This window comes from Maribellus sp. CM-23, from assembly GCF_021354595.1.
Taxonomy (GTDB): Bacteria; Bacteroidota; Bacteroidia; order Bacteroidales; family Prolixibacteraceae; genus Draconibacterium.
Map to the genome: position 1 here is coordinate 120,727 of NZ_JADWYJ010000003.1, position 22,549 is coordinate 143,275.

The 22,549-nt window shown below is 43.3% G+C and carries 22 protein-coding genes; 17 read left to right on the plus strand and 5 right to left on the minus strand.

Annotation, left to right across the window (positions count from 1 at the left end; translation table 11 throughout):
- The first annotated feature begins 7 nt into the window (after positions 1–7).
- From INQ51_RS11535 to INQ51_RS11610, 16 genes are all read left to right on the plus strand, one after another.
- Complete coding sequence (locus tag INQ51_RS11535) at positions 8–718, plus strand: GDSL-type esterase/lipase family protein (protein ID WP_233378122.1); 711 nt, start codon at positions 8–10, stop codon at positions 716–718.
- A gap of 26 nt (positions 719–744) precedes the next feature.
- On the plus strand, positions 745–2,421 hold the full coding sequence (locus INQ51_RS11540; RefSeq protein WP_233378123.1) for a sialate O-acetylesterase: 1,677 nt from the start codon (positions 745–747) through the stop codon (positions 2,419–2,421).
- An 18-nt stretch (positions 2,422–2,439) separates the two neighbouring features.
- Complete coding sequence (locus INQ51_RS11545) at positions 2,440–3,513, plus strand: glycoside hydrolase family protein (protein WP_233378124.1); 1,074 nt, start codon at positions 2,440–2,442, stop codon at positions 3,511–3,513.
- A complete protein-coding gene (locus INQ51_RS11550) occupies positions 3,510–4,907 on the plus strand; it encodes an alpha-L-fucosidase (protein WP_233378125.1) in 1,398 nt (465 codons plus the stop codon). Before INQ51_RS11545 ends, INQ51_RS11550 begins: the two co-directional genes overlap by 4 nt.
- A 78-nt stretch (positions 4,908–4,985) precedes the next feature.
- On the plus strand, positions 4,986–6,518 hold the full coding sequence (locus INQ51_RS11555; protein WP_233378126.1) for a sulfatase: 1,533 nt from the start codon (positions 4,986–4,988) through the stop codon (positions 6,516–6,518).
- A gap of 194 nt (positions 6,519–6,712) precedes the next feature.
- Positions 6,713–7,099 carry a hypothetical protein gene (locus tag INQ51_RS11560; RefSeq protein ID WP_233378127.1) on the plus strand — a complete coding sequence of 129 codons (387 nt, stop codon included), beginning with the start codon at positions 6,713–6,715 and terminating at the stop codon, positions 7,097–7,099.
- Positions 7,100–8,122: 1,023 nt separating this feature from the next.
- Complete coding sequence (locus tag INQ51_RS11565; protein ID WP_233378128.1) at positions 8,123–8,806, plus strand: hypothetical protein; 684 nt, start codon at positions 8,123–8,125, stop codon at positions 8,804–8,806.
- A 201-nt stretch (positions 8,807–9,007) separates the two neighbouring features.
- Positions 9,008–9,799, plus strand: a complete 792-nt coding sequence (locus tag INQ51_RS11570; RefSeq protein ID WP_233378129.1) for a hypothetical protein — start codon at positions 9,008–9,010, stop codon at positions 9,797–9,799.
- Positions 9,800–9,951: 152 nt separating this feature from the next.
- A complete protein-coding gene (locus tag INQ51_RS11575; protein WP_233378130.1) occupies positions 9,952–10,494 on the plus strand; it encodes a ClbS/DfsB family four-helix bundle protein in 543 nt (180 codons plus the stop codon).
- Positions 10,495–10,501: 7 nt separating this feature from the next.
- Positions 10,502–10,882 carry a low molecular weight protein tyrosine phosphatase family protein gene (locus INQ51_RS11580; protein ID WP_233378131.1) on the plus strand — a complete coding sequence of 127 codons (381 nt, stop codon included), beginning with the start codon at positions 10,502–10,504 and terminating at the stop codon, positions 10,880–10,882.
- A gap of 291 nt (positions 10,883–11,173) precedes the next feature.
- The gene (locus INQ51_RS11585) at positions 11,174–11,674 is read left to right on the plus strand and encodes a cupin domain-containing protein (protein WP_233378132.1); all 501 of its coding nucleotides are present in this window, start codon (positions 11,174–11,176) and stop codon (positions 11,672–11,674) included.
- A gap of 228 nt (positions 11,675–11,902) precedes the next feature.
- Positions 11,903–12,628, plus strand: coding sequence for a helix-turn-helix domain-containing protein (locus INQ51_RS11590; protein WP_317207962.1), 726 nt, complete (start codon positions 11,903–11,905; stop codon positions 12,626–12,628).
- Between the two features lie 71 nt (positions 12,629–12,699).
- Positions 12,700–13,173: a VOC family protein gene (locus INQ51_RS11595; protein ID WP_233378134.1), complete on the plus strand. Its 474-nt coding sequence runs from the start codon at positions 12,700–12,702 to the stop codon at positions 13,171–13,173.
- A gap of 46 nt (positions 13,174–13,219) precedes the next feature.
- Positions 13,220–13,405 (plus strand): hypothetical protein, encoded by a 186-nt coding sequence (locus INQ51_RS11600; protein ID WP_233378135.1) that lies wholly within the window; start codon positions 13,220–13,222, stop codon positions 13,403–13,405.
- A 26-nt stretch (positions 13,406–13,431) separates the two neighbouring features.
- Entirely contained in the window at positions 13,432–13,869 is a 438-nt protein-coding gene (locus tag INQ51_RS11605; protein WP_233378136.1) for a carboxymuconolactone decarboxylase family protein, read from the plus strand.
- 57 nt (positions 13,870–13,926) lie between these two features.
- On the plus strand, positions 13,927–14,382 hold the full coding sequence (locus INQ51_RS11610; RefSeq protein ID WP_233378137.1) for a cupin domain-containing protein: 456 nt from the start codon (positions 13,927–13,929) through the stop codon (positions 14,380–14,382).
- Here the strand turns inward: INQ51_RS11610 and INQ51_RS11615 are convergent.
- Positions 14,363–14,566, minus strand: a complete 204-nt coding sequence (locus INQ51_RS11615) for a hypothetical protein (protein WP_233378138.1) — start codon at positions 14,564–14,566, stop codon at positions 14,363–14,365. The genes INQ51_RS11610 and INQ51_RS11615 overlap by 20 nt on opposite strands.
- Before the next feature lie 17 nt (positions 14,567–14,583).
- Between INQ51_RS11615 and INQ51_RS11620 the strand changes: the two genes are divergently transcribed.
- Positions 14,584–16,170 (plus strand): ABC-F family ATP-binding cassette domain-containing protein, encoded by a 1,587-nt coding sequence (locus INQ51_RS11620; RefSeq protein WP_233378139.1) that lies wholly within the window; start codon positions 14,584–14,586, stop codon positions 16,168–16,170.
- A gap of 24 nt (positions 16,171–16,194) precedes the next feature.
- On the opposite strand, the gene INQ51_RS11625 is transcribed toward INQ51_RS11620, so the two are convergent.
- The 4 genes from INQ51_RS11625 to INQ51_RS11640 form a co-directional block, all read right to left on the minus strand.
- Positions 16,195–19,482 (minus strand): PAS domain S-box protein, encoded by a 3,288-nt coding sequence (locus tag INQ51_RS11625; protein ID WP_233378140.1) that lies wholly within the window; start codon positions 19,480–19,482, stop codon positions 16,195–16,197.
- A 185-nt stretch (positions 19,483–19,667) separates the two neighbouring features.
- On the minus strand, positions 19,668–20,495 hold the full coding sequence (locus INQ51_RS11630; protein ID WP_233378141.1) for a DUF4369 domain-containing protein: 828 nt from the start codon (positions 20,493–20,495) through the stop codon (positions 19,668–19,670).
- Positions 20,496–20,643: 148 nt separating this feature from the next.
- A complete protein-coding gene (locus INQ51_RS11635; protein WP_233378142.1) occupies positions 20,644–21,264 on the minus strand; it encodes a DUF4230 domain-containing protein in 621 nt (206 codons plus the stop codon).
- Between the two features lie 95 nt (positions 21,265–21,359).
- The gene (locus INQ51_RS11640; RefSeq protein ID WP_233378143.1) at positions 21,360–22,496 is read right to left on the minus strand and encodes a serine hydrolase domain-containing protein; all 1,137 of its coding nucleotides are present in this window, start codon (positions 22,494–22,496) and stop codon (positions 21,360–21,362) included.
- Between the last annotated feature and the right edge of the window lie 53 nt (positions 22,497–22,549).

A 22,549-nucleotide genomic window follows, 5' to 3' on the forward strand; every position in this document is an offset into this window, starting at 1 on the left:
AAAGCTTATGACAATGCATAGTTATTTCACAAAAGTTGCGATGTTTTTATTGACTTTTTTTCTCACTTCGTTTAGTAATGAAGAAGTCAAAAAAAACCTTGTAAAAGTAGCGTGTGTTGGCGATAGTATCACTTTTGGGGCCCGTTTAAATAACCCGGATCAACATTCGTATCCGGCACAACTGCAATTGCTTTTAGGAAAAAAGTATCAGGTTGAAAACTTCGGAGTAGGAGGTAGTACGCTACTTCGAAAAGGTAAACCAACGGTCTGGACTCAACTCCCTAAAATAATGGCTGCTCATCCCGATATTGTGATTATCAGCCTCGGCACCAATGACACCTGTGGGATGGGAACCTGTGGAGACCGTAAGTGTTGGGAATACAAAGATGAATTTTCCGGCGATTACAGCGACCTGATTGACTCCTTACGTACACTTTCCCCAAAACCGGAAATATGGGTGTGTGCACCCTCACCTATGGTGCTTGAAACACCAGGTCTCGACGAAAATCGGATAAATGGTCTTACAGCACGAAAACCAAGGCTACAGGAAATAATAAGTGAGGTAAAGAAGTTGGCCGAAGAAAAAGAACTTGGTTTTATCGACTTGAATACACCGCTCGATCATAAACCGGAACTCTTCACTGAAAAGGACGGTGTGCATCCAAATCAGGCTGGTTATAAGGCTATCGCTGAATTGGTTTACCAGAGAATAAAATAACAACTCAATACAATGAACTTATTCCAATGAAACGTATTAAAAATATGGGATTTCTGTTACTGCTGACCTTGTTTACTATCAATTCGGGGGCGCAGAAAAAAATCGACCTTTTTATCTGGGCTGGCCAATCCAATGCACAGGGGTGGCAGGGAGACGCAGCCCGATATCCTGTGGATGACGAAAACCTGGATGCGTCGATAAAACTGAACTGGACATTTTTTGATAATGAAAGTTCGGAAGGAGAGTGGGTAAAGATGCAGCCACAAAAGGGCCGGTTTCCTGACGGACATTTTGGCCCTGAAGTAAGTTTTGCCCGTGAACTGAAGAAAGCTGGATATTCCCCGGCCATTTTCAAATATTGTTTGGGAGGAACAGGGCTTGCAAGAGATTGGAAAGCACCGGGAGAAGGTGGCATTTACGATAGCATGGTTGCTGAACTGTTAAAAGGAATAAGTACTTTAAAGGCGCAAGGTTATAAGGTAGATGTTAGAGGATTTATCTGGATTCAGGGAGAATCAGATGGCGACAGTGACCTTCATGCTGAAGCATATCGGGAGAATCTGAACCAACTGATAAATAACCTGCGCGATGACGTTTTAAAGAAGCCGGACCTTAAAATAATATTAGGGGTGGATGAGCAGCATCGGTTTATGCAAGAGCGTCCGGTGGTGGTTGAAGCACAAAAAAGATTAGCCGACGAAGACCAGAATATCATTTATACAAGTATGTATGGTTTGCCCAAGGCCGATGGAACTCATCTAACACCGGAAGGCCTCGTTGAACATGGTTGTCGCATATTCAACGCCTTTCAGCTGCTGGTTGCAAAGCCGGATTCGGAATTTAATCATGCAGGTAAATTAAAAGTGATGACCTACAACATCTGGAACGGTTTCGATTGGGGAAAAGACGAAACGCGGCGGGCAAAACTTCAGCATTGGGTGAATACCCAACAGCCAGATGTGTTTGCACTTGAGGAATTGTGTAAGTATACTCCGGAAAAGCTGCAGGAAGATGCCAAAAGTTGGGGACACAATTACTCTGTACTATTGAAGGAGAGTGGTTATTCGGTCGGTTTAACTTCCAGGTATCCAATCGAGGTAAAAGAAAAAATTATTGAAGGAATGCATCACGGCGCCTTGCACTGTACAACCAATGGCATTGATTTTCTGGTGGTTCATCTTCACCCGGGAAGCATAAATAGGCGGCGCGAAGAAATGAAAATTCTACTTGGGACATTGGAACAAATCAATGCGGAAAATACGAAATACATTGTTTTGGGCGATTTTAATGCACATTCGCCGTTCGATGCCGATTTGTATGAGCCGGATGGCGACCTCCTGGTTCGACTTCGAAAGAGTGAAGACGGAAAAGGGATGGATGGCAATTTGGATAATGGTGACCTGGATTATTCAGTCATTTCAGGTTTCCTTTCGTTGCCTCTGTATGATGTTACACGCAAATTTACAAACGGAATAGCAGAACGTGGAAGTTTTCCGGCCATGGCTTTGGCACCGATCAATAATGAACGCCACGAACAACTGTGGGCTCGGTTGGAACGAATCGACTATATCCTCGTATCTTCTGAACTTGAAACAAAGTGTATAAATGCAAAAGTCTGTAACGGCGAAGATAATTGGTATTTATCCGATCATTATCCGGTAATTGCTGATTTCGACCTACACGATTCCAATCATAAAAAGTAATATTTAAACTTTTAAAAAATGACACGTAATTTAATACTTGTTATTCTGGTTGTTTATTGCTGCACAATGAAAGCCCAATCCCAAAGTACATTTGCCGACCAATGGGAATTTAAGGGAATCGCTGTGCAGGATTCGGGCTATACCATTTGGGGAACTTCACCCATTTACGACGACGACGGTAAAGTTCACCTGTTTGTGGCTCGCTGGCCCGGCGAATTAAAAGTTGATCCGGGATGGCGTACCCACAGCGAAATCGCGCATTATGTAGGCGATTCTCCCGAAGGTCCTTTCGAATTTTCCGATGTGGCTGTGAAAGGAGATATTGAGGGAAAAGCTCCTTGTAATCCTGCTATTCACAAGGTAAGATCAGAAAATAGCTATGCGGCTCATAACCCGGCTATTCACAAGGTCGACAGTTTGTATGCCCTGTTTTTTATTATGAATACGGGCTTTGAAGAACATCCTTCCAACCAGTTTATCTGCCTGGCTACGTCAAAAAGTTTGTACGGGCCATGGGAAATGGTTGGCGAAAACGGAAAAATCCTTACACCTCCCAATAATCCTGATTACTGGAACTACAAAGCAAGTAACGGTGTCAATAATCCGGCATTTTTACAACACCCGGATGGAGGATATTTTCTGTATTTTAAATCAGAAAAAGCAAAAATGGGACTGGCAGTTGCTGAAAACCTGGAAGGGCCCTATGTGCAAATGCCTTTCCCGGTAACGGTTAACGACCGTAACATTGAAGATGGATACGCTTTTATGTACAACGGAAAATTTGCGCTACTAACTACCGACAACCATGGAATTATGGAGGAAGGAGGAGGGATACTCTGGACTTCGGAGGATGGGATTCATTTCGATAAGTACGAAAAGGGCTTTCACCGCATCAATCAGTACACGTCGGTTGATATGAATACTGTAGCCGTTCATTACGGACCTAAGAATCGCGGCTATGCCAAATTTGAACGACCACAGTTGCTGCTGAAAAACGGAAAGCCCGAATACCTCTATGTAGCGTCGGGAACAAACATTTATGGCGGCGATTGTACAGTTAGTTATGTATTAAAATTTAAAACGAATAAATGATGGTATCAAAATTTCTGAAAATTGTTTGTATTACCTTATTAAGTACCGGCTTTTTGAAAGCCCAGGAAAACAGGGAAATCCCTGTGCCCACCCAGGCGCAGCTAAACTGGCAAAATGCCGAGCTGGTGGCCGTATTTCATTACGACCTGCATGTTTTTGACGGAAAGAAATACAACCAACGCGAAAACCGCATAACACCTGTGCCGGATTACAATATTTTCAATCCCAAAAAACTGGATACCGACCAGTGGATCAAAGCAGCCAAAGATGCCGGATGTAAAATTGCCATTCTTACTGCGACCCACGAAACCGGTTTTGCCTTGTACCAAAGCGATGTAAATCCTTATTGCCTGAAAGCTGTAAAATGGAGAGATGGCAAGGGGGATATTGTAAAGGACTTTGTCGAATCGTGCCGGAAATACGATGTATTACCGGGGATTTATATTGGTATTCGCTGGAATTCGTTTTTCGGTATTCACGATTTTAAGGTGGACGGCGAGGGACCATTTGCCGAAAACAGGCAAAAATATTACAACAGCATTTGCGAAGGGATGACAGAAGAACTGATGTCGCGTTACGGAGATTTAGCCATTGTTTGGTTCGATGGTGGTGCACATGGCCCGGAAAAAGGTGGACCCGATGTGTTGGGGATTTTCGAAAAGCACCAGCCGAACGGCATTTTTTATCACAACACCCAGCGGGCCGATATTCGTTGGGGAGGAAGCGAAAGTGGCACCGTTCCGTATCCGTGTTGGGGCACTTATCCTTTTGTGTATTCTCATTCAACCAACCAGGAAGTTGTTTTTAAAAACAATTTTCAGTTGTTGAAAGAAGGTGATCCGGACGGGGCGTATTACATGCCTGCCATGAGCGATGCACCGCTGCGGGGGTACAACGGACGCCACGAATGGTTCTGGGAACCCGGCGACGAAGAACATATTTTCCCGCTCGAAAACCTGGTGAACATGTATTACAATTCGGTGGGGCACAACAGCACACTGATTTTGGGACTTACACCCGATCCGGAAGGACTAATGCCTGAGCCGGATGTAAAAAGGCTCAAAGAGCTGGGCGACGAAATTAAAAGCAGGTTTGATACTCCTGTTGCTCAAACCAGGGGAACGGGCGAAACAATAACCCTTGAAATTCCTGCCGGGAAAAAACTGAATCACATCGTCATTCAGGAAGATATTGAACACGGGGAACGGATTCGTACTTATACCGTGGATGCCCGGATAAACGGAGTCTGGAAAAAACTGTGTGAGGGAGAATCGGTGGGGCACAAACGAATTCAGTCTTTTGATACGGTGAGTTGCTCGGCACTGCGTCTTACGGTTGAAAAAAGCGTGGACAAACCATTGATCCGCAATTTTTCAGCCTTTTTAATTGATTAGTCTTTTTAGTGAAATAAGTGAATCAAGGATTTTATCCCAACAGAGGTTTAATCCCTGATTCGAATAAAATAACCAGCTATGTATAAACAAATCAGACTTGGTCTTGCGGCCATAATTGTATTTTTTTCTTTGATGACGCGGGCTTCGGAAAGACCCAACATCATTGTGTTTCTTGTCGACGACATGGGGTGGCAGGATACTTCGGAACCTTTCTGGAAAGAGCTTACTCCGTTGAATAAAAGGTATCGCACACCGTCGATGTCTCGCCTGGCATCCGAAGGGATGAAATTTACGAACGCCTATGCATGTCCGGTTTGCACGCCTACCCGGACAAGTTTAATGAGTGGAATGAATGCGGCGCACGAGGGTATTACGAACTGGACCTCGCCCCTAAAAGACCGCAATACGGATAACTCCGATGAACAAATGGCAGGCGCGTCGTGGAATTTCAATGGATTGAGCCCTGTTCCGGGCATCGAAAAAACCATCCATGCAACCCCATTCCCTGAACTGTTAAAGGAGGCGGGGTATTTTACCATTCATGTAGGGAAAGCACATTGGGCCTCGCAGGGAACACCCGGTGCCAGTCCGCACCACATGGGCTTTATGGTGAACATTTCCGGTCATGCCGGCGGTCATCCTCAGAGTTACCTCGGAGAAGATAACTACGGAAATATTCCGGGAAAAGCCCAACCACAGGCCGTTCCCGATTTGGAAGAATATTTTGGCACCGATACTTTTTTAACCGAAGCATTGACGCTGGAAGCCATCCGAGCCATGGAAGCACCCATCCGGAACAAACAGCCTTTTTTCCTGAACATGTGCCAGTATGCGGTGCACACGCCTATTATGGCCGACAAAAGGTTTGTGCAGAAATATTACGATGCCGGTCTCGACCCGATAGAAGCCCGGTATGCTTCGCTGATCGAGGGAATGGATAAGAGTTTGGGCGATATTATGGACTACCTGGAGAAAATGGACGTTGACCGGAATACCATTATCATTTTTATGAGCGATAACGGTGGACTGAGCCTGACTCCTCCACGTGGCGGCGAGCCGTTTACCCATAACCTGCCACTGAAAGCCGGAAAGGGATCGGTGTATGAAGGAGGAATTCGCGAACCCATGATTGTAAAATGGCCGGGAGTGGTGCAGCCAAAAACCGTTGCCAGTCAGTATGTAATTGTCGAAGATTTTTTCCCGACCATCCTGCAAATGGCCGAAGTGAAAGACTATAAAATAGTACAGCCGGTGGATGGAAAAAGCTTTGTGCCGATCCTCGAAAACCCGGAATACTCGGATACAACACGAGTATTGGTGTGGCATTCTCCGAATAAATGGACCCGGAATGATGGACCCGGAATCAATTATTTCAGTGCAGTGCGGCAAGGAAAATGGAAGCTTGTGTACAACATGCGAAACGGGAAAAGAGAGCTCTACAACCTTGATGCCGATATTGGCGAGTTGAACGACCTTTCGTTGCAGCATCCGGCAAAAGTAAAAGAATTGTCCGCGTTAATTTCGGATCGTTTGCGCGAATGGAACGCGCCCATGCCTGCGTTTAAAAGCACAGGGATGAGGGTACCCTATCCCGACGAGGTAAGCGAATAATCGATTTCAGGTTTAAGGCCGGGCATCTTCTGATAAAGAGCGGAAGATGCCCGTTCTATTTGGCGGCAGGAGTGATGGGATTGCGAGGTCAGGAAAGACCCGTTGTACCCTTTGTGCAAAATATGTCGTACATGAATGTGTTGTTTTGAGTACGGTGGTACGCCATTTTTGTTTGTCAACTTAAACCTTTTGCCATGAAGACAAGTATTAAAATTCTGCACTGGACACCCCGAATTCTTTGTATCCTGGCCATCCTCTTTATCAGTTTGTTTGCGCTCGATTCCTTTGGACCCGGCCGAACGATCTGGCAACAGATCAGCGCTTTTCTGATGCACATGATTCCCTCCTTTGTTTTGCTGGCCCTGCTCATTGTTGCCTGGAAATGGGAACTGGTGGGCGGCATTCTCTTTACCCTGATCGGACTGGGATTCAGCCCTTTTATTTTTACGCACAATTACCACATGAATCACTCGGTAGGGATGAGTCTTTTTACGGTGCTGATGACCAACTTCCCTTTTATGCTGGTGGGAGTGTTGTTTATCATTGGCTTTTTTAAAAAGAAAAGACAGGTGCCGGTCTAGTGTTGTATGCTTTTCGATTATTGAGAGGAGGATGCCTGAAACCTGTTTTGCGGAGGAGCCAACGCAGTATGCCTTGGGTTTTCGTAGAACCGAACATCCCTGGATTCCCACAACCCGGAACGGGTTGGATTTTTTGTTTCTTCATTTAAAGGCGTTAGCTGCTATCGACCCCCTGTCTGCCGACAGGCAGGCGTACCGGGTTCTGTTTTCCGTTGTCGTTGGAATGCTATGATAATCCAATCCCGATGGGATTGATTTGCTGTCGCAATGTGGAAGCAGGGAACCGTTCTCTCGCAAAAGAACGGTTCCTTAGTATCGATATTCAGAGTTTATTACTACACTGAAAGTGTCGGCGTTTAATAGCCCGGTACGAAGTGCCGGGGCAGGTATTGCGTGAGATGATGTGCTTAGCGGTTTGGAACCGCTTAGCACTTTGTTCAGATCAACACCGGAGGTGTAGCTTGGATGCTTCCAGTTGAAAAATACGGCGTCCTGCGAGGTATTTGGCTGCCCTGTATGCCTGACAGGCATCCTGTAGGTTGTTGACCCTCCCTGCGTCATTTTGGGGCCTTCCTGCTAAGCAGGGCCTGAAAAAAGGGCGCAGGATTCAAAAAAAAGCGTTGCAGGGCGACAAAAAAGCCCGCAGGACGCCCAAAAATCGTACAGGAAATCGAAAAAATGGCGCAGGACGCTGAAAAATGTTGCAGGGCGGCTCTGAGGATAGCAGGAAGGATTTACTCGTCGCAGCCCACAGGAGATTAAAGCGTTTCTTTTTACTTTTTCGAAAGAACGAGGTTAAGTCGATCCTGTGAAATGTATTGTTAAACAGCTTTCTAAAAACATTTTTCTTGTTATCTTCGGAAAAACGAAAAAACGAAACCGCCCGCTCATGAAACAACTCCCTCCCGAAAAATCAGAAAAAGTTGGTTTATCCACGCCAATGGGTGTTATAACCCAACCTGATAATAACGATATAACCCGACTGGTTGGGTTCCACGTACGTTATATGTAAGCTTAAAAAACATGCTAAACAGATTATTAATATATACGATTATTGTTTTCCTATTTCAATCATGTTCGATTGAAAAAAATAGAGAAATTAGAAATCATTCCATATTAGATATTATTATTCAGGACAAGAAAGGACTTGAAAACAAAAATATTTTACTAACCGACACCGATACAATAGTAACTCGGAAGCCTAACTTAATTGGAGAATCGGCAAAACAAATTAATTTGAATTTGGAGAATAATAGTATCAGTTTCTTTGGTTCTTATACCTCATTCAACTTTGATGAACATCCATTCTTTAAAAATTCAGTAGACACTATCTTAAATAATATTTCTAAGGCTAAAAAAACAGTTTGGAAAAGCGAATTGATAAACAATGAAATAAATATTATAAAAGTAGATGTAGAAAAAGATTCGTTAGAACAGGACAGAATCATTAATTGGATTACTTCAAATATTAGTAATTCAGACTTTATATACGTTTCGGAGCCAATAGAAAACAACAGAAAAGACCTCTTGGTTTGTACCAAAACATTCACGACAGATTATTGCTTTGAGACAATTTACATATTTAAAAAAACTGGAGATTTCTGGGAAATTTCTCAAAAATCAACAACTGTAACAAAATTGGTGGTTGAGAAAATTGGTGACAACGTAGAAAAAATGATTGAAATATATAAAGGACAAATTGAATAAAAGCCAACACATAACACAGTACATATTGCAGGGCGGGGTTCGGTGGTACGCCAACTGCGGATTCTCGCATCGCTGTTCCGTGTCCTTCGGACAGGAACACTCTCCGAAATCCGCCCCGACAACATGTCCCAACCGTTGCAATGCTGAAATACACGTCACTGAACATGAAAACTATATTTAACGTCATATTTTAATATTAATATGCCTACACCATCAACAAGTCAATGGCCTCGTCCCAAATCAGAAGATGAATGGGAAGACATGGTTCTCGATGCAATGCGCATATTCTGGAATGATTCCAATGCTTACAGATACGGAAGAAAAGGACAACGTCAGAATGGAATTGATATTATAGGAAAAAAAGATTCACGTATTGTCGCTGCTCAAGCTAAAAATTGCATTTCTCTTTCAAAACGAATTATTGATAGTGAGATAAAAAAAACAAAAAAATTATTTACTCCAATAGATGAATTATATTTTGTAATTAGTGGTTCTCGAGATAATAAGCTTCAAGAATTAATTCATAAAATATCAATTGAAAATAAAACGAAAGAAGGTTTTGAGATATTCATTTTATTTTTTGAAGACGTCATTCAATATCTTACAAATAATCAGGAATTAGTTAAAAAATACTGGCAAAGTTTTTTTGATTCAGTTTCGCAGATTTTTAAAACATCAATTTTGACAGATGATGATGCTGTATTTGCTATAATTAATCTCAAAGAATATCAACAAATAGAGAAACAAATTAACGAAGCCTCTAATGGCAAAGTTTTTTTGAGTTTAAGAATTGAGCATGTACCAAATCTAGAAGCTGAACCAGGTTCAACTGAAAGGTTTTGGGAGATTGCAATAGCTGAAAATCACGAGACACATAGAGTTACATTATGGCGTTTTGCAATAAATGTTGATAATGGAGAAATATATTTTATATCGATTGCAGAATGCAAGTGGATTTCAAGAGAAGAATGGAATGAAAAAGGACTAATCTAAAACAAATAATAATAAAAGCACAGCAACTAACACGGTACATATTGCAGGGCGGGGTTCGGTGGTACGCCAGCTGCGCCTGCCTGCCGCAGGCAGGGATTCCCGTTTTGCAACATGTACCAACCGTTTCGCACATATTTAAACAAAACAATAAAATGGCACGACCTACCACAAAGAAAGATTTACTGGAAGCAGCCACCATAAATTTCGAAAAGCTTTGGCAGGCGATCGACTCATTGCCGGAAAAAGCGCTAAGCCTGGAATTTGATTTTTCGGAAGACACAAAGAAGAAGGAAGCCCATTGGAAACGGGATAAAAATCTCAGGGACGTTTTGATTCACCTGTACGAATGGCACCAACTGCTTTTAAATTGGGTGGAAAGCAACAAGAAAGGGATTAAAGCGAGTTTTCTTCCGGAACCCTACAACTGGAAAACATACGGAGAGATGAATGTGAAATTTTGGGAAAAACACCAGGGCACCCAGCTCGAAAATGCGAAAGAAATGCTTCAAAAGAGTCATAAGTCAGTATTGGAGATGATTCAGCTTTTTTCTGACGATGAACTGTTCAGTAAGAACGTGTTTGACTGGACCGGAACAACTACCCTCGGAAGTTATTGCGTGTCTGCCACATCCAGTCACTATGACTGGGCAATAAAGAAATTAAAAGCACATGTAAAAAAAATCTCCAAAGAATAAAAAACGTGTGTTAGTTGTAGATTTTACTAAAACAAAGAGAACTTTGACAAACAGACCCAATATACTTGTCGTTTGCGGACGAAATAAAAAACGTAGCCGAACAGCTGAATCAATTTTTAAGAACGACAATCGTTTTGCTATTCGTTCTGCCGGATTAAGCCCTCAAAGCGATCGAAAAATATCAGAGAAAGATTTGAATTGGGCAGACTTGATTTTTGTTATGGAAACAAAACAAAGAGCCAGAATATGGGGGCTTTACAAGTACCTGGAAATTCCGCCAATAGAAATATTGGAAATTCCGGATGACTATGAATTTATGGACAATGAGTTAATTGAGTTACTTACAGATAGAATAAACGATGCGTTGAAAATTGTTTATAAAATCTAACCGTCTGGCGATGCCAAACAATAAAGTATTAAAAGTATGGTACGACCGGTGTAGAACGACGATCAGTGCCAATGCAGTATTAGGATCACGGAAATAAGCCCGCCAGGTGATAAGAACGGTGGTTGTGGTGCGTTATCAAAAAAAGACCATGAAGCTTAAAGTACAAGGACTTGACAATGTATTTATCGGGCAGAGATAAGAACAATCACTCAAAAAAAGAGCTAAGTGCTCGGACGATCGACAACCAATACGATGACTTGGTTGTTTATGGATAAATGAAAATCCCAAAAAATGGCAACAATTCTAAAATCAAACGAAAGAGAATTCCTGGAAACACCTAATAAAATTGATAATTACAAGGTATTTACAGATGTTTCGAGAATAAGTAAAGGAGTTAATCCGGAAAACCTGAACTTTGACTTAAGGCAGTTAAACCCCGGACAGTATTCGGCTCCCTATCATTTTCACCGGTATGCAGAGGAGCTTTTTATGATTATTTCCGGTTCTGCAACCTTAAGAACCCCCAATGGATTGGAGGTGGTAAGTGCCGGAGATTTGATTTTCTTCGAGAAAGGAGAAAAGGGTGCTCATCAGCTGTACAATCACACGGGCGAGGTTTGCACGTATTTAGACATTCGGACATTTATCGGATACGACGTGGCAGGATACCCCGATTCGGATAAGATTTTAATTGCTCCGTCGATGGAGGTATTTAAAACCGATTCGCAGGTAAATTATTTTGATGGAGAAAGGAACGTGAAGGACAAATGGGACCAGCTAGAGAACAAATAATAAGTAGTTGTATTTAGTGGCTTGTGGACGCTTGTCTGTCAGGTTAACGTTTGTCTCATTAGCTACGAATGCACTTCGAAAACTCAACCATTTTGCAGGCTCAAACGTTCATCAAAGCACTGATACATACCACCGACTTTGAAGATATCTGCTAACATACGACACCATTACAAACCCATTCAACCGACTGTAAAGCAATCGGCGGACAATGTAACTTATCTGGAAATTTTGCCAGAGACGGGACTTCAGAGTGTTATTTATTGTTACTGGCAACTTAAATCGGACAAAGTACTTACTGAACCGTTTCTTTATCGTGTAGTCGCTGACGGCTGTATTGATATCTTTTTTGAGCTCAGTAACCCGCAAAACAATTTTGTAATGGGTTTTTGCAAAAAGTTCACGGAGTTTCCTTTGGCCAATTCTTTCCATTACATCGGAGTTCGGTTTCTGCCAACTATGTTTCCGCAACTTTTTAAAATCAATGCCTCCGAGTTGTGCAATCGGTTTGAACAGTTAAGCAATGTAGTTCCCAATGCTTCTGCCTTCATAACAGACACTTTTCATTCGGAGTTAACCATTAAAGAGATAAAGACAACTTTTGACGATTACTTTCGCACACTCGTTGCAAACGCTGCTTTTAATAACGATCGCAGGTTGTACAAGGCACTCGAAATCATTTTTAAAGAATCGGGCGGCGTAAATGTCGAACAGGATTTGAGCACGGGAATAAGCCAAAGACAGCTGCGCAGGCTTTTTGAATTTTACATTGGAGATACGGTTAAAACCTTTTCAAAGGTGGTTCGCTTTCAAAGCATTCTTCGTTCCAAACCTTCGTCGCAAAGTTTACGGCAAAACAAACTCTTTTTTGATGTGGGGTACTACGATCAAGCTCATTTTATCAAGGAATTCAAGAACTTTTATGGAGTAACACCAGGCAAGGCTTTCAATCGATAGTTTGTCCGATTTTTACAATGTCAGGCTTTCAGTTTGTTCGAATTTTGTGATGAAAATAAGTCAGAAAGAAGATGAAACAGTTACTTACAGTTCTAGCCCTGGTTTGCCTGGCAGCTGCCGTTGCTTCTAAAACAAGTTCAACTATTAACAATAAATACAAGATGAAATTAAATGCCGGAATTATCACCGAAAAGCTAAACGAAACCAAAGACTTTTACACCAGAATATTGGGCTTTGGTGTCACCTTTGAGAATGAATTTTATCTATTAATGCATACCCCGGGTAAAGAAGCCGAAATTAGCTTTTTGCTTCCTAATCATCCAAGTCAGCAGCCCCTTTTCCACCAACCATTTTCCGGGCAGGGAATGTATTTGACCCTTGAAGTGGACGACGTGTACAAGATATACAACGAACTGAAAAAGAAAGGTGTTGAAATAAGAATTGACATTCGCGACGAACCTTGGGGCGACAGACATTTTGCGATTGAAGACCCAAACGGTATTGGTATTGACATTGTAAAGTATACGCCGCAAACAAATGATTAGGGAGGAATAGCAAAAACTGAAAATAACCCTTGACTGTTTTTAGACCATGAATTACAGCAGAACAGAACTGGAAGAAGCCAAAAGAGCCATCGCCTCCACCATCGGTAAATGTGAAAAATCTCTTTCGAAATTGAAAGAGAACTCAGCACAAAAAACATTGCTTGAGCGCAGGATTAAGGCGTTTCTTATTGCTGTTGCTTTGATTGAAAGGGAGTTAGTTCTTGCGGATTAAATTATGAAAACATAAATCAATTATAAATGAAACAACGTATCAATATTAAACAACTTGAGCCCGGGGCCTACTCAGTTATGTTTGCGATGGAAAAGTATTTATCTTCCACCAACTTAACACTACAGCTACGCGAGCTTATAAAAATACGAGTGTCGCAGATAAACAAATGTGCTTATTGTATTGAAATGCATTGTAAAGATGCGAGGAAAGCAGGTGAAACAGAACAACGGATATTTGCGCTGCCGGCCTGGGAGGAAAGCCCTTTGTTTACAGACGAGGAGCGGGCGGTTTTTGCTTTGGTGGAAGAAATAACCAAAATTTCGGAACAAGGCGTGAAGGATTCAAGCTTTCAAAACGCTCAGAAATATTTTAATGACAATCAAATAGCTCAGATTATCATTGCCATCACTCAAATCAATTCCTGGAACCGGATTGCAATATCAACCAGAATGTTTCACTCGTAGAAAACAAAAAAACACTTGTACGGTTCTGTTTAAGCAAAAAAGTTAAAAATGACGCGAATGAAAAAAGTAGAAAAGATAGCGGGGAACCAAAATTACACCGCCGTAAATGTTGGAAGTTGGGACGATATAAAGGACCACTCGCTTATTCACGCTAGGCTGGGTACCGAGATAAAAGGAAAAGTATTTGTAAAAGACCCAACCGGGGCCAGCGGAACAGAAATATCTTTTACAAGCCTGCCTCCCAAATCGGAATTGGGGTACTTCCATTTTCATTACAAAGACGAAGAGACGTACATTATTCTCCAAGGGGCCGGTTTTTACCAGGTTGATGATGATTGTTTCCCGATACAGGCCGGAAGTGTTGTAAGGGTTGCACCCGCGGGCGTGCGAAGTTTGTGTAATACCTCGGAGGAAGAAATGGTGTATATCTGTATACAGGCCAAAGAAAACTCGTTGGAAGAATATACTACCAAGGACGGAGAAAGAGTGCCCTTTACTCCCAAATGGAAATGATAAGCACATTGGCCGCTCCTGAAAATGCACCGGTTTGATGATCGCGGAGCAAGAGGAGATTCTCAGAATTAATTTTTACATTTGTCGTTGCAACTGATAAACAGATTTTTAAAATGAAGTTATAATTTCTTTTCGGCGAATTAATGTCAGCAAGCTCATCCCCGGGTTTGCTGAAGTGTTTCATTTTTAACGAAAGAAATTATGTTGCATCTTCAAAACATTTCATACATACATCCGAACAAAGATTTACTTTTTGAGCATGTTTCGTTTACGGTAAATCATCTGGAAAAAATTGCGCTGATCGGTAACAACGGGGTTGGCAAGTCGATTTTGCTGCGCATTATTGCCAACGAGTTACCCGCTTCTGCCGGGCGTTTGGAAACAGAAGCTCAGGCTTACTATGTTCCGCAGGTATTTGGGCAATACAATCATTTAAGCATTGCGCAGGCGCTGAACATCGAAAAAAAGCTGCATGCTTTAAATGCAATACTGAAAGGCGATGTTACCGCGGAAAACTATGCTTTGCTAAACGACGACTGGAGCATTGAGGAGCGCTGCACCCAGGCTTTGGAATACTGGCAATTGAGCGATCTGGACTTGGAGCAAAAAATGGAAACGCTGAGCGGTGGGCAAAAGACCAAGGTGTTTTTGGCGGGTGTTTCCATTCATCAGCCTGCCTTGGTTTTGCTTGACGAGCCCAGCAACCATCTCGACACTGCTGGCAGGCAACTGCTCTACGACTTTATTCAATCGGCGAAATGTACGCTGCTGGTGGTTAGTCACGACCGTAAACTGCTGAATCTGCTGGAGGCTATTTATGAGCTGACAAAGAAAGGAGTAGCTGTTTACGGCAGCAATTACGACTTTTATGTTCAGCAAAAGCAGATCGAAGCCAATGCCCTGACGCAGGACATACAAAGCAAGGAGAAAGCCTTGCGGAAAGCCAGGGAGAAGGAACGCGACACTGCCGAACGGCAACAGAAACTGAATGCCCGCGGGAAAAAGAAGCAGGTGCAGGCAGGAATGCCCAAAACAATGATGAACAAGATGAAAAACGATTCGGAGAACAATTCTTCGAGGTTAAAGGGTGTTCACGATGAGAAGATCAGCGGTATTTCCCGGGAACTGCACGAATTGCGTTCTTCGTTACCCGATATCGACAAAATGAGGTTTGGCTTTGATAACTCGTCCCTGCACAAAGGGAAAATACTGGTGGCAGCCTCCAGCATCAACTATGGATACGGCGCAACCTTTCTGTGGCCTGAAAACCTTACTTTTCTGATCAGAAGCGGCGAGCGGCTTGTTTTACGCGGCTTGAACGGCTCGGGGAAAACGACCCTGATCCGGCTGATCCTGGGAGATGCAGAGCCTCAAACCGGGACGATTAAGCGGGCTGCCGACAAAACGGTTTACATCGACCAGGATTATTCCCTAATCGATAATAAGCTGAGTGTTTATGAACAGGCGCAACAGTTTAATGTGTCGGCGCTGCAGGAGCACGACATAAAAATCAGGCTTAGCCGTTTCCTGTTCTGGAGGGAGGATTGGAATAAACCGTGTAGTGCATTAAGTGGCGGCGAAAGGATGCGCTTGATGATCTGTTGCCTGACAATCAATAAGCAGGCGCCCGATATTATTGTGCTGGACGAACCCACCAACAACCTGGATATTCAGAACATTGAAATACTGACGGCTTCCATTAACGAATACCGGGGAACGCTGATCGTAGTGTCGCACGACGAGAGTTTTCTGGAACAGGTAAATGTGGAACGAACGATCGAACTTTAAAAAGTGGTAGGAGAGCAGGTGGTATTATTCCACCTCGCTCATCTGCAATTTTTCCAAAAGCACCTGTGTTTTTAATGGTTTGGTGAAAAAGTCGTTGCAGCCGGCTTCGCGGGCGGTGCGTTCGTCTTCGGCCATGGCATAAGCGGTTTGAACGATGATTTTCACCTGCTTATCGGTTTCCCGTATTTTTCGGATCACTTCCAGTCCGCTCATATCCGGCAGGCCGATGTCGATCAAAATAATATCGGGAGCGTTGGATTGGTATAGCTCCAGCGCTTTGGCTCCTGTTTCTGCAAAGAGCAGGTTGGAATAGCTTTTTCCCAGTACCTGGCGAAAAAAGTAAATGCTGGCCATGTCGTCTTCCACGATCAGGATTTTTGTGTTTCGGTCTTTCTCCACTGGATTCTGGCTCTCGCGGGACGTGTTGTTAACGGGTTGCTGGTGTACTTGTTCGTCGTACGACAAATAGTTCAAACTGAACCAGAAACGGGTGCCTTTCCCAGGTGCCGAATGCAGATGGATTTCGCTGTTCATCATTTCCAACAGTTTTTTTACGATCGCAAGACCCAAACCGGTACCTCCGTAGCTGCGCGAAGTGCCGGCATCGGCCTGGGTGAAACGTTCAAAAATGTGCTTTTGCTTTTCTTTGGGAATGCCGATACCGGTGTCGGAAACAAAAAACTCGGCACCTTTTTCGCCTACCGAAGCTACACCAAAAGTGATGTTTCCGCTGTGGGTAAAACGAATGGCATTGTCAATCAGGTTGGAGAAGATTTGGGTGATCCGGTCTTCATCTCCATCAATGATCAAGGTTTTCTCCGGTTTTTTCAAAAGGAGTTTAAAACCGTTGGTATTGGTGCTTGCCAGTCGTTTCCGGAAAATGGAGTGAATATTTTCCAGCATGTTGCCCACATCAAAGGGTTTTTCGTCAAAGCTTGCTTTGGCAGTTTCCAAACGCGAAATATCGAGTATGTCGTTAATGATCTTGAGCAAGCCTTCCGAGCTTTTATTAATGATTTGGGAGAACTCGGTCTTTTCAGCCTTTGACAAGTTTTCATCCTGCGAAAGAATATTGCTGAACCCAACAATCCCGTTGAGTGGCGTCCTTATTTCGTGGCTCACATTTGCCAGAAAAGCCGATTTAAGTCGTTCGCTTTCCACTGCTTTTTCCTTGGCCGAGATAAGCTCGTGCAAAAGTTGTTTTTTATCCGTCACATCATGGATGATGCTATGCAATACCTGTTTCCCTTTGTAATCAACCCGACTGCTGAAAACTTCCACATCCCTGATTTCCCCGTTTGCCAGGCGGTGTTTAAAATCGATGTTAAGCCGTTTGTTTGCCAGTGTGGTATTCATGTGTTCCTTTACTTCCTGGCCGGGCAAGCAGTTTATGTCGCTGATTTTCATATTCCGGAGCTGTTCAATGCTCCATCCGTAGAAGTCTGCTGCGGCGTGGTTGGCTGTAATGATGGTGCCATTTTGGGGATCGATTAGCAGCTTTACTGCAATGTGGTCTTCGAACAACATGCGGTAGGCCAGCTCGCTTTCCTCCAGCTCTTTTTTGGTGCGTATCCGCTGTGTAATGTCAGGGGCGATGTTCAGCATAATATTTTTACCGCCGCTTTTCCCTATCGGGGTATGGTAAAAAAACCAGGTTCGTTTGGTGCCGTTTTTAGCGGTGATCTCAAACTCGCCGCTAAAAATGGTTTCGTTCCTGTCGTACAGACTGTTGACGTACTCTTCCACTTCTTCAGCTTTGGGACCAAAGGCTTTTTGGGTCCAGGTTCTCAGGTCGGGCACCTCGTCGATGGTATAGCCGGAAAAGTGTGACCATCCTTCGCTCAGGTTTAGAATTTTTCCGGTGTCGTCGTGAACCATAATGGGGATGGGGGCCATCAGAATAGAGTTCCGAAAACGCTCTTCGCTTTCCAGAAGTTGTTGTTCAAAAAGTTTTTGGTCGGTAATGTCATGAATGGTGCCCACCATTTGGATTGGTTCCCCGGCCTCGTTAAACCGAAGTTCTCCGCGTCCGGATACCCAGCGTTCGGCACCATCATTTGCCCGTATGATCTTGTATTCTTTCTCAAAAGCCTGCTTTTTCCCCACTACATGCTGAAGAAAATAATCCATCATTTCTTCCTGCTGGTCCGGGTGTACAAGCTTGTTCCAGCTGGCAAGCGAATGATCATCTTCCTGTGTGATGCCAAATATCTTGTCCAGAACGGTGGAGGATTTCCACTGATTATTGACAATATCCATGTTGTAGGAGCCAATTTTCCCCACGCGTTGCGATTCTCTCAGCCAGAATTCACGTTCACGGTATTTTGCCTCGCTTTTTTCCAGGACCAGCTGTTGTTCTCTTTCTGCAGTCTGGTCTCTAAAAACCATTACCACCCCGATGATCTGGTTGTCTTTGTTTTTGATTGGAGCGCCGCTGTCAGCAATCGGAATCTCGTTGCCATCTTTGGAGATCAGCAGGGTGTGATTGGCGAGGCCAACAATGGTGCCTTCTTCCAGAACTTTTTTTACCGGATTCTCGGCTTTTTCGCGACTGAGTTCATTGATGATATTGAAAACTTCCTCCAAGTTTTTATTTCTTGCTTCCGAAAATTTCCACCCGGTCAGGTTCTCGGCAACCGGGTTCATTTGGGTTATTTCTCCGGAAGAATTGGTACATATTACTGCATCGCCAATACTTAGGAGGGTAGTTCGGTACAACTCTTCGGCGGCCCTGATTCTTTGCTCTCCAAAAATATAGTGGTCGATTACCTGAAACAGTTGGGCGATAAACGCAAAAACCGGTGGAAATATCAGCAGGATGGGGCCTCCTATTCTTTTTAATATTTGAATGGGATCTCCCGGCAGCATGAGCTGGGAGGCCAGCATTACAAGCTGTGTGACAAAGCCAATTCCCAGGAAAACAAAGAAATTCACCTTGTACAATTTGTCCCGTAAATAATGGCGAAAGATCATGCCGGTTAAGCCGCAAAAAACGATGGTAGCTATTCCAACATAAATTCCTGTCCCTCCCAGGAATGCGCGGTACGATCCGGCGATGATGATTGAAATAAGGGTGGGGATACCTCCTCCCCAAAGACCGGCAAGTGTTAGTACTACCGAACGCCCATCGTATATGGTTCCTGCTTCGTATTGATAGGGCATCATCATCGCAGCAACTGCTACCAGTCCAAACCAGGTTCCGCTCAGCAATTGAAAATGGATTTCCTTTTTGGGACGATAAAACTTGATCGTTCCATTCAGAAATGACAATGCAATCAACAACGCAGCATTCTGGATGAGAATTTTGAACATTTTCCGGCTATTAATTTGGTTTTTTGCATCCTATGAAAACAGGGCCTGTTAGTTAACAGGTCATTATTTCCCCTAATGGTTGAATCCCATTTCCCATTTAGTGTTGCAATTTAAAAAAATCTGAATTGTTTCTTACCGAAGTATTGAAAATAACGGGAATAAGGATTTGCCCTTTTTGACTTGGGCTATTCTTGTTTGAAGTTTTGTAAATGCTGCTCCACGATTTTGGCAAAAACCGAGGTTTTATTTTCTTCGTCCAGCTTGTTGTAGCGTTCGCGAATGGTGGCAGTATCGAGTATTTCTATTTCGCGGCTTAAAGCGTAAGCCTCAAAAAAATCAGAAATGCGGTGAACTTTGATGCCGTCGTTGGTCAAGGCGCCTTCGGGAGACAGTGCGCTTCTGTATTTGTCAACCACCTCTTTTTCGACCACTCCTGAATTCAGCAATTCTTTTAAAACCAGGTACCCGTTTAAGTCGGGGTGAACAATCGATTTCAAAAACTGGATTTTCTCGTTTTCAAGATCCTGCACTTTTTCACGGTACGAAATCATCGTCAGATCACGGTCCTGGTCCGAAAGCCGGTTTTGGGTCAGCTCTTGAGAAAGATCGAAATTCTGTTTTTGCTCCTGTTGCTTGATTGCGTAGTATTTGTTGAGATCGTCCGCAACCCTGGTTCCCGAGAAATTGGGTAAGGTTTGGCTACGAAGCTGAAGTTTCAACTGGTCGCCATTGCCCAGCATGCATTCTACTCCCGGCTTTTCAGTATCTCCTACAACCAGGTAAAAAGGCTCCAGCCTTTCATCGGCATTTTCACCGGAAAAGGAGAATTTTCGGTGATCAATATAAGCCGAGTCAATCAAGGTCGTTTCGGGTATCAGCCGGTAGAGGTAAACCACAGAGCCCGTTTCGCTTGTTCCCTTTATTTCCCAGGTTTGTTTGTTTTTTTCGCAGGACTGAAACAGTCCGGCAACTACGATCAGGCACAGAACCTGTATATATCCGAAGTGGTTCATTTTTTCAGCTTTAAAGATTTCTGCCCTTTTGGGCCAATAAAGTGATGTATGAATTTTACCAAAGCAAGTTATAACTAATTTTTTGTTTCTGCTTTTTGACGGTTTCTTTTCGCTTGGCTTGTTGTTTTTTATTAACGTAAGGGTGTATTTAGCTGTCTAACGACTCTTGTTGGGGCGATTCTTTTAGTGCTATGTTTTCGGTGCTTAGTTTCCATCCCACCGATTCGATCAACTCCCGGATTACCGAAACGGTGTCGTGGGCTTGCTGCCGGGCAATTAAAATTAAATGGCTGTTTTCAACCTTTTCACGGATAAACTCCTTTGATTTTTTGTGCATGTTATTAAGGTCGCTCTCCGAGAATTTGTTGATCAGGCCTTTCTGTATGTCGTAGTATTCCAGGTCGCTGTCGATGCTTAATATCTCCGGATCTGGGAAATTGGATAAGATCACCTGTTTGTTATGCGAATTGATTTCGATGTTGATACGGGTAAGGTCAAACCCGATCATTACCTTGGCTTTAACAATCAGCAAGGCTTTTTTCTCGGCCTGAAAGAGTTTGAAGAACAGAATCTTCTCGTCGCGGTGCGTAAATATTTCGGAAAATTCACCTTCTACGGTGATCAGTTTACAAACCTGTTTGATTTTTTCGAGTAAGAGAACCGACTGGCTGTGAAGCTGCTTTTCGGTGCGTTTGCGGTAAAAAAGGTTGGTGACAGCAATGCCTCCTGCCAGCCCGATGATCAATCCTAATAAAATAAGGGTCTCCATAAAAAGTTTTGTTTCCTCATTAAAAGTAAAACTTTTTACAGAAACCCTGCAAAATCAGCCCTGCGAAATCAGTGCCGGGTCGATACTTGTTAATTCTATTGCTTTTGTTCGGTTTCTTTTGTTTCCGGCGCGGACTTTGGTAAAAATGGAGCAGCCATCGTAAATACAGGCGTATCGTTAACCGATGCCGTTACATTGCAGGTAAAGGCAATCACCAGGTCGTATTCCGGGTACATAATCAATGAACCTCCGCCTCCGGGAACTGTGCCTTGCCGACCGTAAACCAGGCGGCCATCGCGGTCGTTAAAAATCACCCAGCCATTTGCCATCGCAGCTTCCACATTGTCGGCGATGGTTATTTTTTGAAAGGTTTTTTCGCGCACTTTACTGAAATATTCCGAATGCAGCATTGCATTTCCAAACTTGGCAAGGTCTTCAGCATTTGAAAGGATCCCTTCGGAAGAGGCATTCTGACGCAGATCGTAGAACACGCTGTTTACCACCTGCGAGATGAGGTTGAGCTCAAAAAAGTCGCTTCTGTTTTTGATCGTAGCCAAGGGATTATCCACCACCGTATTTTCAAGTTTCAGCGTATCGGTTAAATATTCGCTTAAAAGCTTCGGAAAGTTTTTGCCTGAAGCCTTTTCCATTACAAGCCCCAACAGGTTGTAATTATAAATGCTGGGTAGCTGGTATGCGCCGGGTTTTATCACCAGCGGATCGTCCTTGAAGCGTTCAATGGCTTTTTCAAGCCCGATGTTTGAGCCATGCCTGTGGTGGTCGTCGGCTTCGGGCGTTTTGATTCCGGCTACTTCATAGGCCAGTAATTTGGGGGTAATAACACCCTCTTTTTCCGGAAACTGCGGGTAATATTTTTGAATGGCCGAATCTTCGTTCAAAACTCCTTCTTCCAAGAGTTTTTGATAAACAGCATTGGTGTACAATTCCGAAAGATCGCCGATTCTGAATTTGGTTTTGCGGTTGGCCGGTACTTCCAGGTCGGTTGAGGCATAACCCATTCCTTCGGAATAAATTAACTCCCCGTTGAGGCAAATGGCCACGCTTCCCCCGGGTATAAAATTCCTGCCCATAAAAAAAGCAGCCTCTTTTCGCGCTTCTTTTATCTCTCCTACATATTTCTTTTGGTAGTAAATGTCGGTTTTGGCCTTTTGGCAGTTGGTAAGGCCTAACATGATCAAAATTAGCAGTGCTACTTGCAGACTTTGTTTCATACCTTAAATTTTAGATTTGACAAACAGGCGCAAAAATAAAGAATTATGGAAAA

Bases quoted from the DNA above. Each gene is read 5' to 3' on its own strand.
- INQ51_RS11535 (WP_233378122.1), top strand. From the start codon at position 8: ATGACAATGCATAGTTATTTCACAAAAGTTGCGATGTTTTTATTGACT.
- INQ51_RS11540 (WP_233378123.1), top strand. From the start codon at position 745: ATGAAACGTATTAAAAATATGGGATTTCTGTTACTGCTGACCTTGTTT.
- INQ51_RS11545 (WP_233378124.1), top strand. From the start codon at position 2,440: ATGACACGTAATTTAATACTTGTTATTCTGGTTGTTTATTGCTGCACA.
- INQ51_RS11550 (WP_233378125.1), top strand. From the start codon at position 3,510: ATGATGGTATCAAAATTTCTGAAAATTGTTTGTATTACCTTATTAAGT.
- INQ51_RS11555 (WP_233378126.1), top strand. From the start codon at position 4,986: ATGTATAAACAAATCAGACTTGGTCTTGCGGCCATAATTGTATTTTTT.
- INQ51_RS11560 (WP_233378127.1), top strand. From the start codon at position 6,713: ATGAAGACAAGTATTAAAATTCTGCACTGGACACCCCGAATTCTTTGT.
- INQ51_RS11565 (WP_233378128.1), top strand. From the start codon at position 8,123: ATGCTAAACAGATTATTAATATATACGATTATTGTTTTCCTATTTCAA.
- INQ51_RS11570 (WP_233378129.1), top strand. From the start codon at position 9,008: ATGCCTACACCATCAACAAGTCAATGGCCTCGTCCCAAATCAGAAGAT.
- INQ51_RS11575 (WP_233378130.1), top strand. From the start codon at position 9,952: ATGGCACGACCTACCACAAAGAAAGATTTACTGGAAGCAGCCACCATA.
- INQ51_RS11585 (WP_233378132.1), top strand. From the start codon at position 11,174: ATGGCAACAATTCTAAAATCAAACGAAAGAGAATTCCTGGAAACACCT.
- INQ51_RS11595 (WP_233378134.1), top strand. From the start codon at position 12,700: ATGAAACAGTTACTTACAGTTCTAGCCCTGGTTTGCCTGGCAGCTGCC.
- INQ51_RS11600 (WP_233378135.1), top strand. From the start codon at position 13,220: ATGAATTACAGCAGAACAGAACTGGAAGAAGCCAAAAGAGCCATCGCC.
- INQ51_RS11605 (WP_233378136.1), top strand. From the start codon at position 13,432: ATGAAACAACGTATCAATATTAAACAACTTGAGCCCGGGGCCTACTCA.
- INQ51_RS11610 (WP_233378137.1), top strand. From the start codon at position 13,927: ATGAAAAAAGTAGAAAAGATAGCGGGGAACCAAAATTACACCGCCGTA.
- INQ51_RS11615 (WP_233378138.1), bottom strand. From the start codon at position 14,566: ATGAAACACTTCAGCAAACCCGGGGATGAGCTTGCTGACATTAATTCG.
- INQ51_RS11620 (WP_233378139.1), top strand. From the start codon at position 14,584: ATGTTGCATCTTCAAAACATTTCATACATACATCCGAACAAAGATTTA.
- INQ51_RS11625 (WP_233378140.1), bottom strand. From the start codon at position 19,482: ATGTTCAAAATTCTCATCCAGAATGCTGCGTTGTTGATTGCATTGTCA.
- INQ51_RS11630 (WP_233378141.1), bottom strand. From the start codon at position 20,495: ATGAACCACTTCGGATATATACAGGTTCTGTGCCTGATCGTAGTTGCC.
- INQ51_RS11635 (WP_233378142.1), bottom strand. From the start codon at position 21,264: ATGGAGACCCTTATTTTATTAGGATTGATCATCGGGCTGGCAGGAGGC.
- INQ51_RS11640 (WP_233378143.1), bottom strand. From the start codon at position 22,496: ATGAAACAAAGTCTGCAAGTAGCACTGCTAATTTTGATCATGTTAGGC.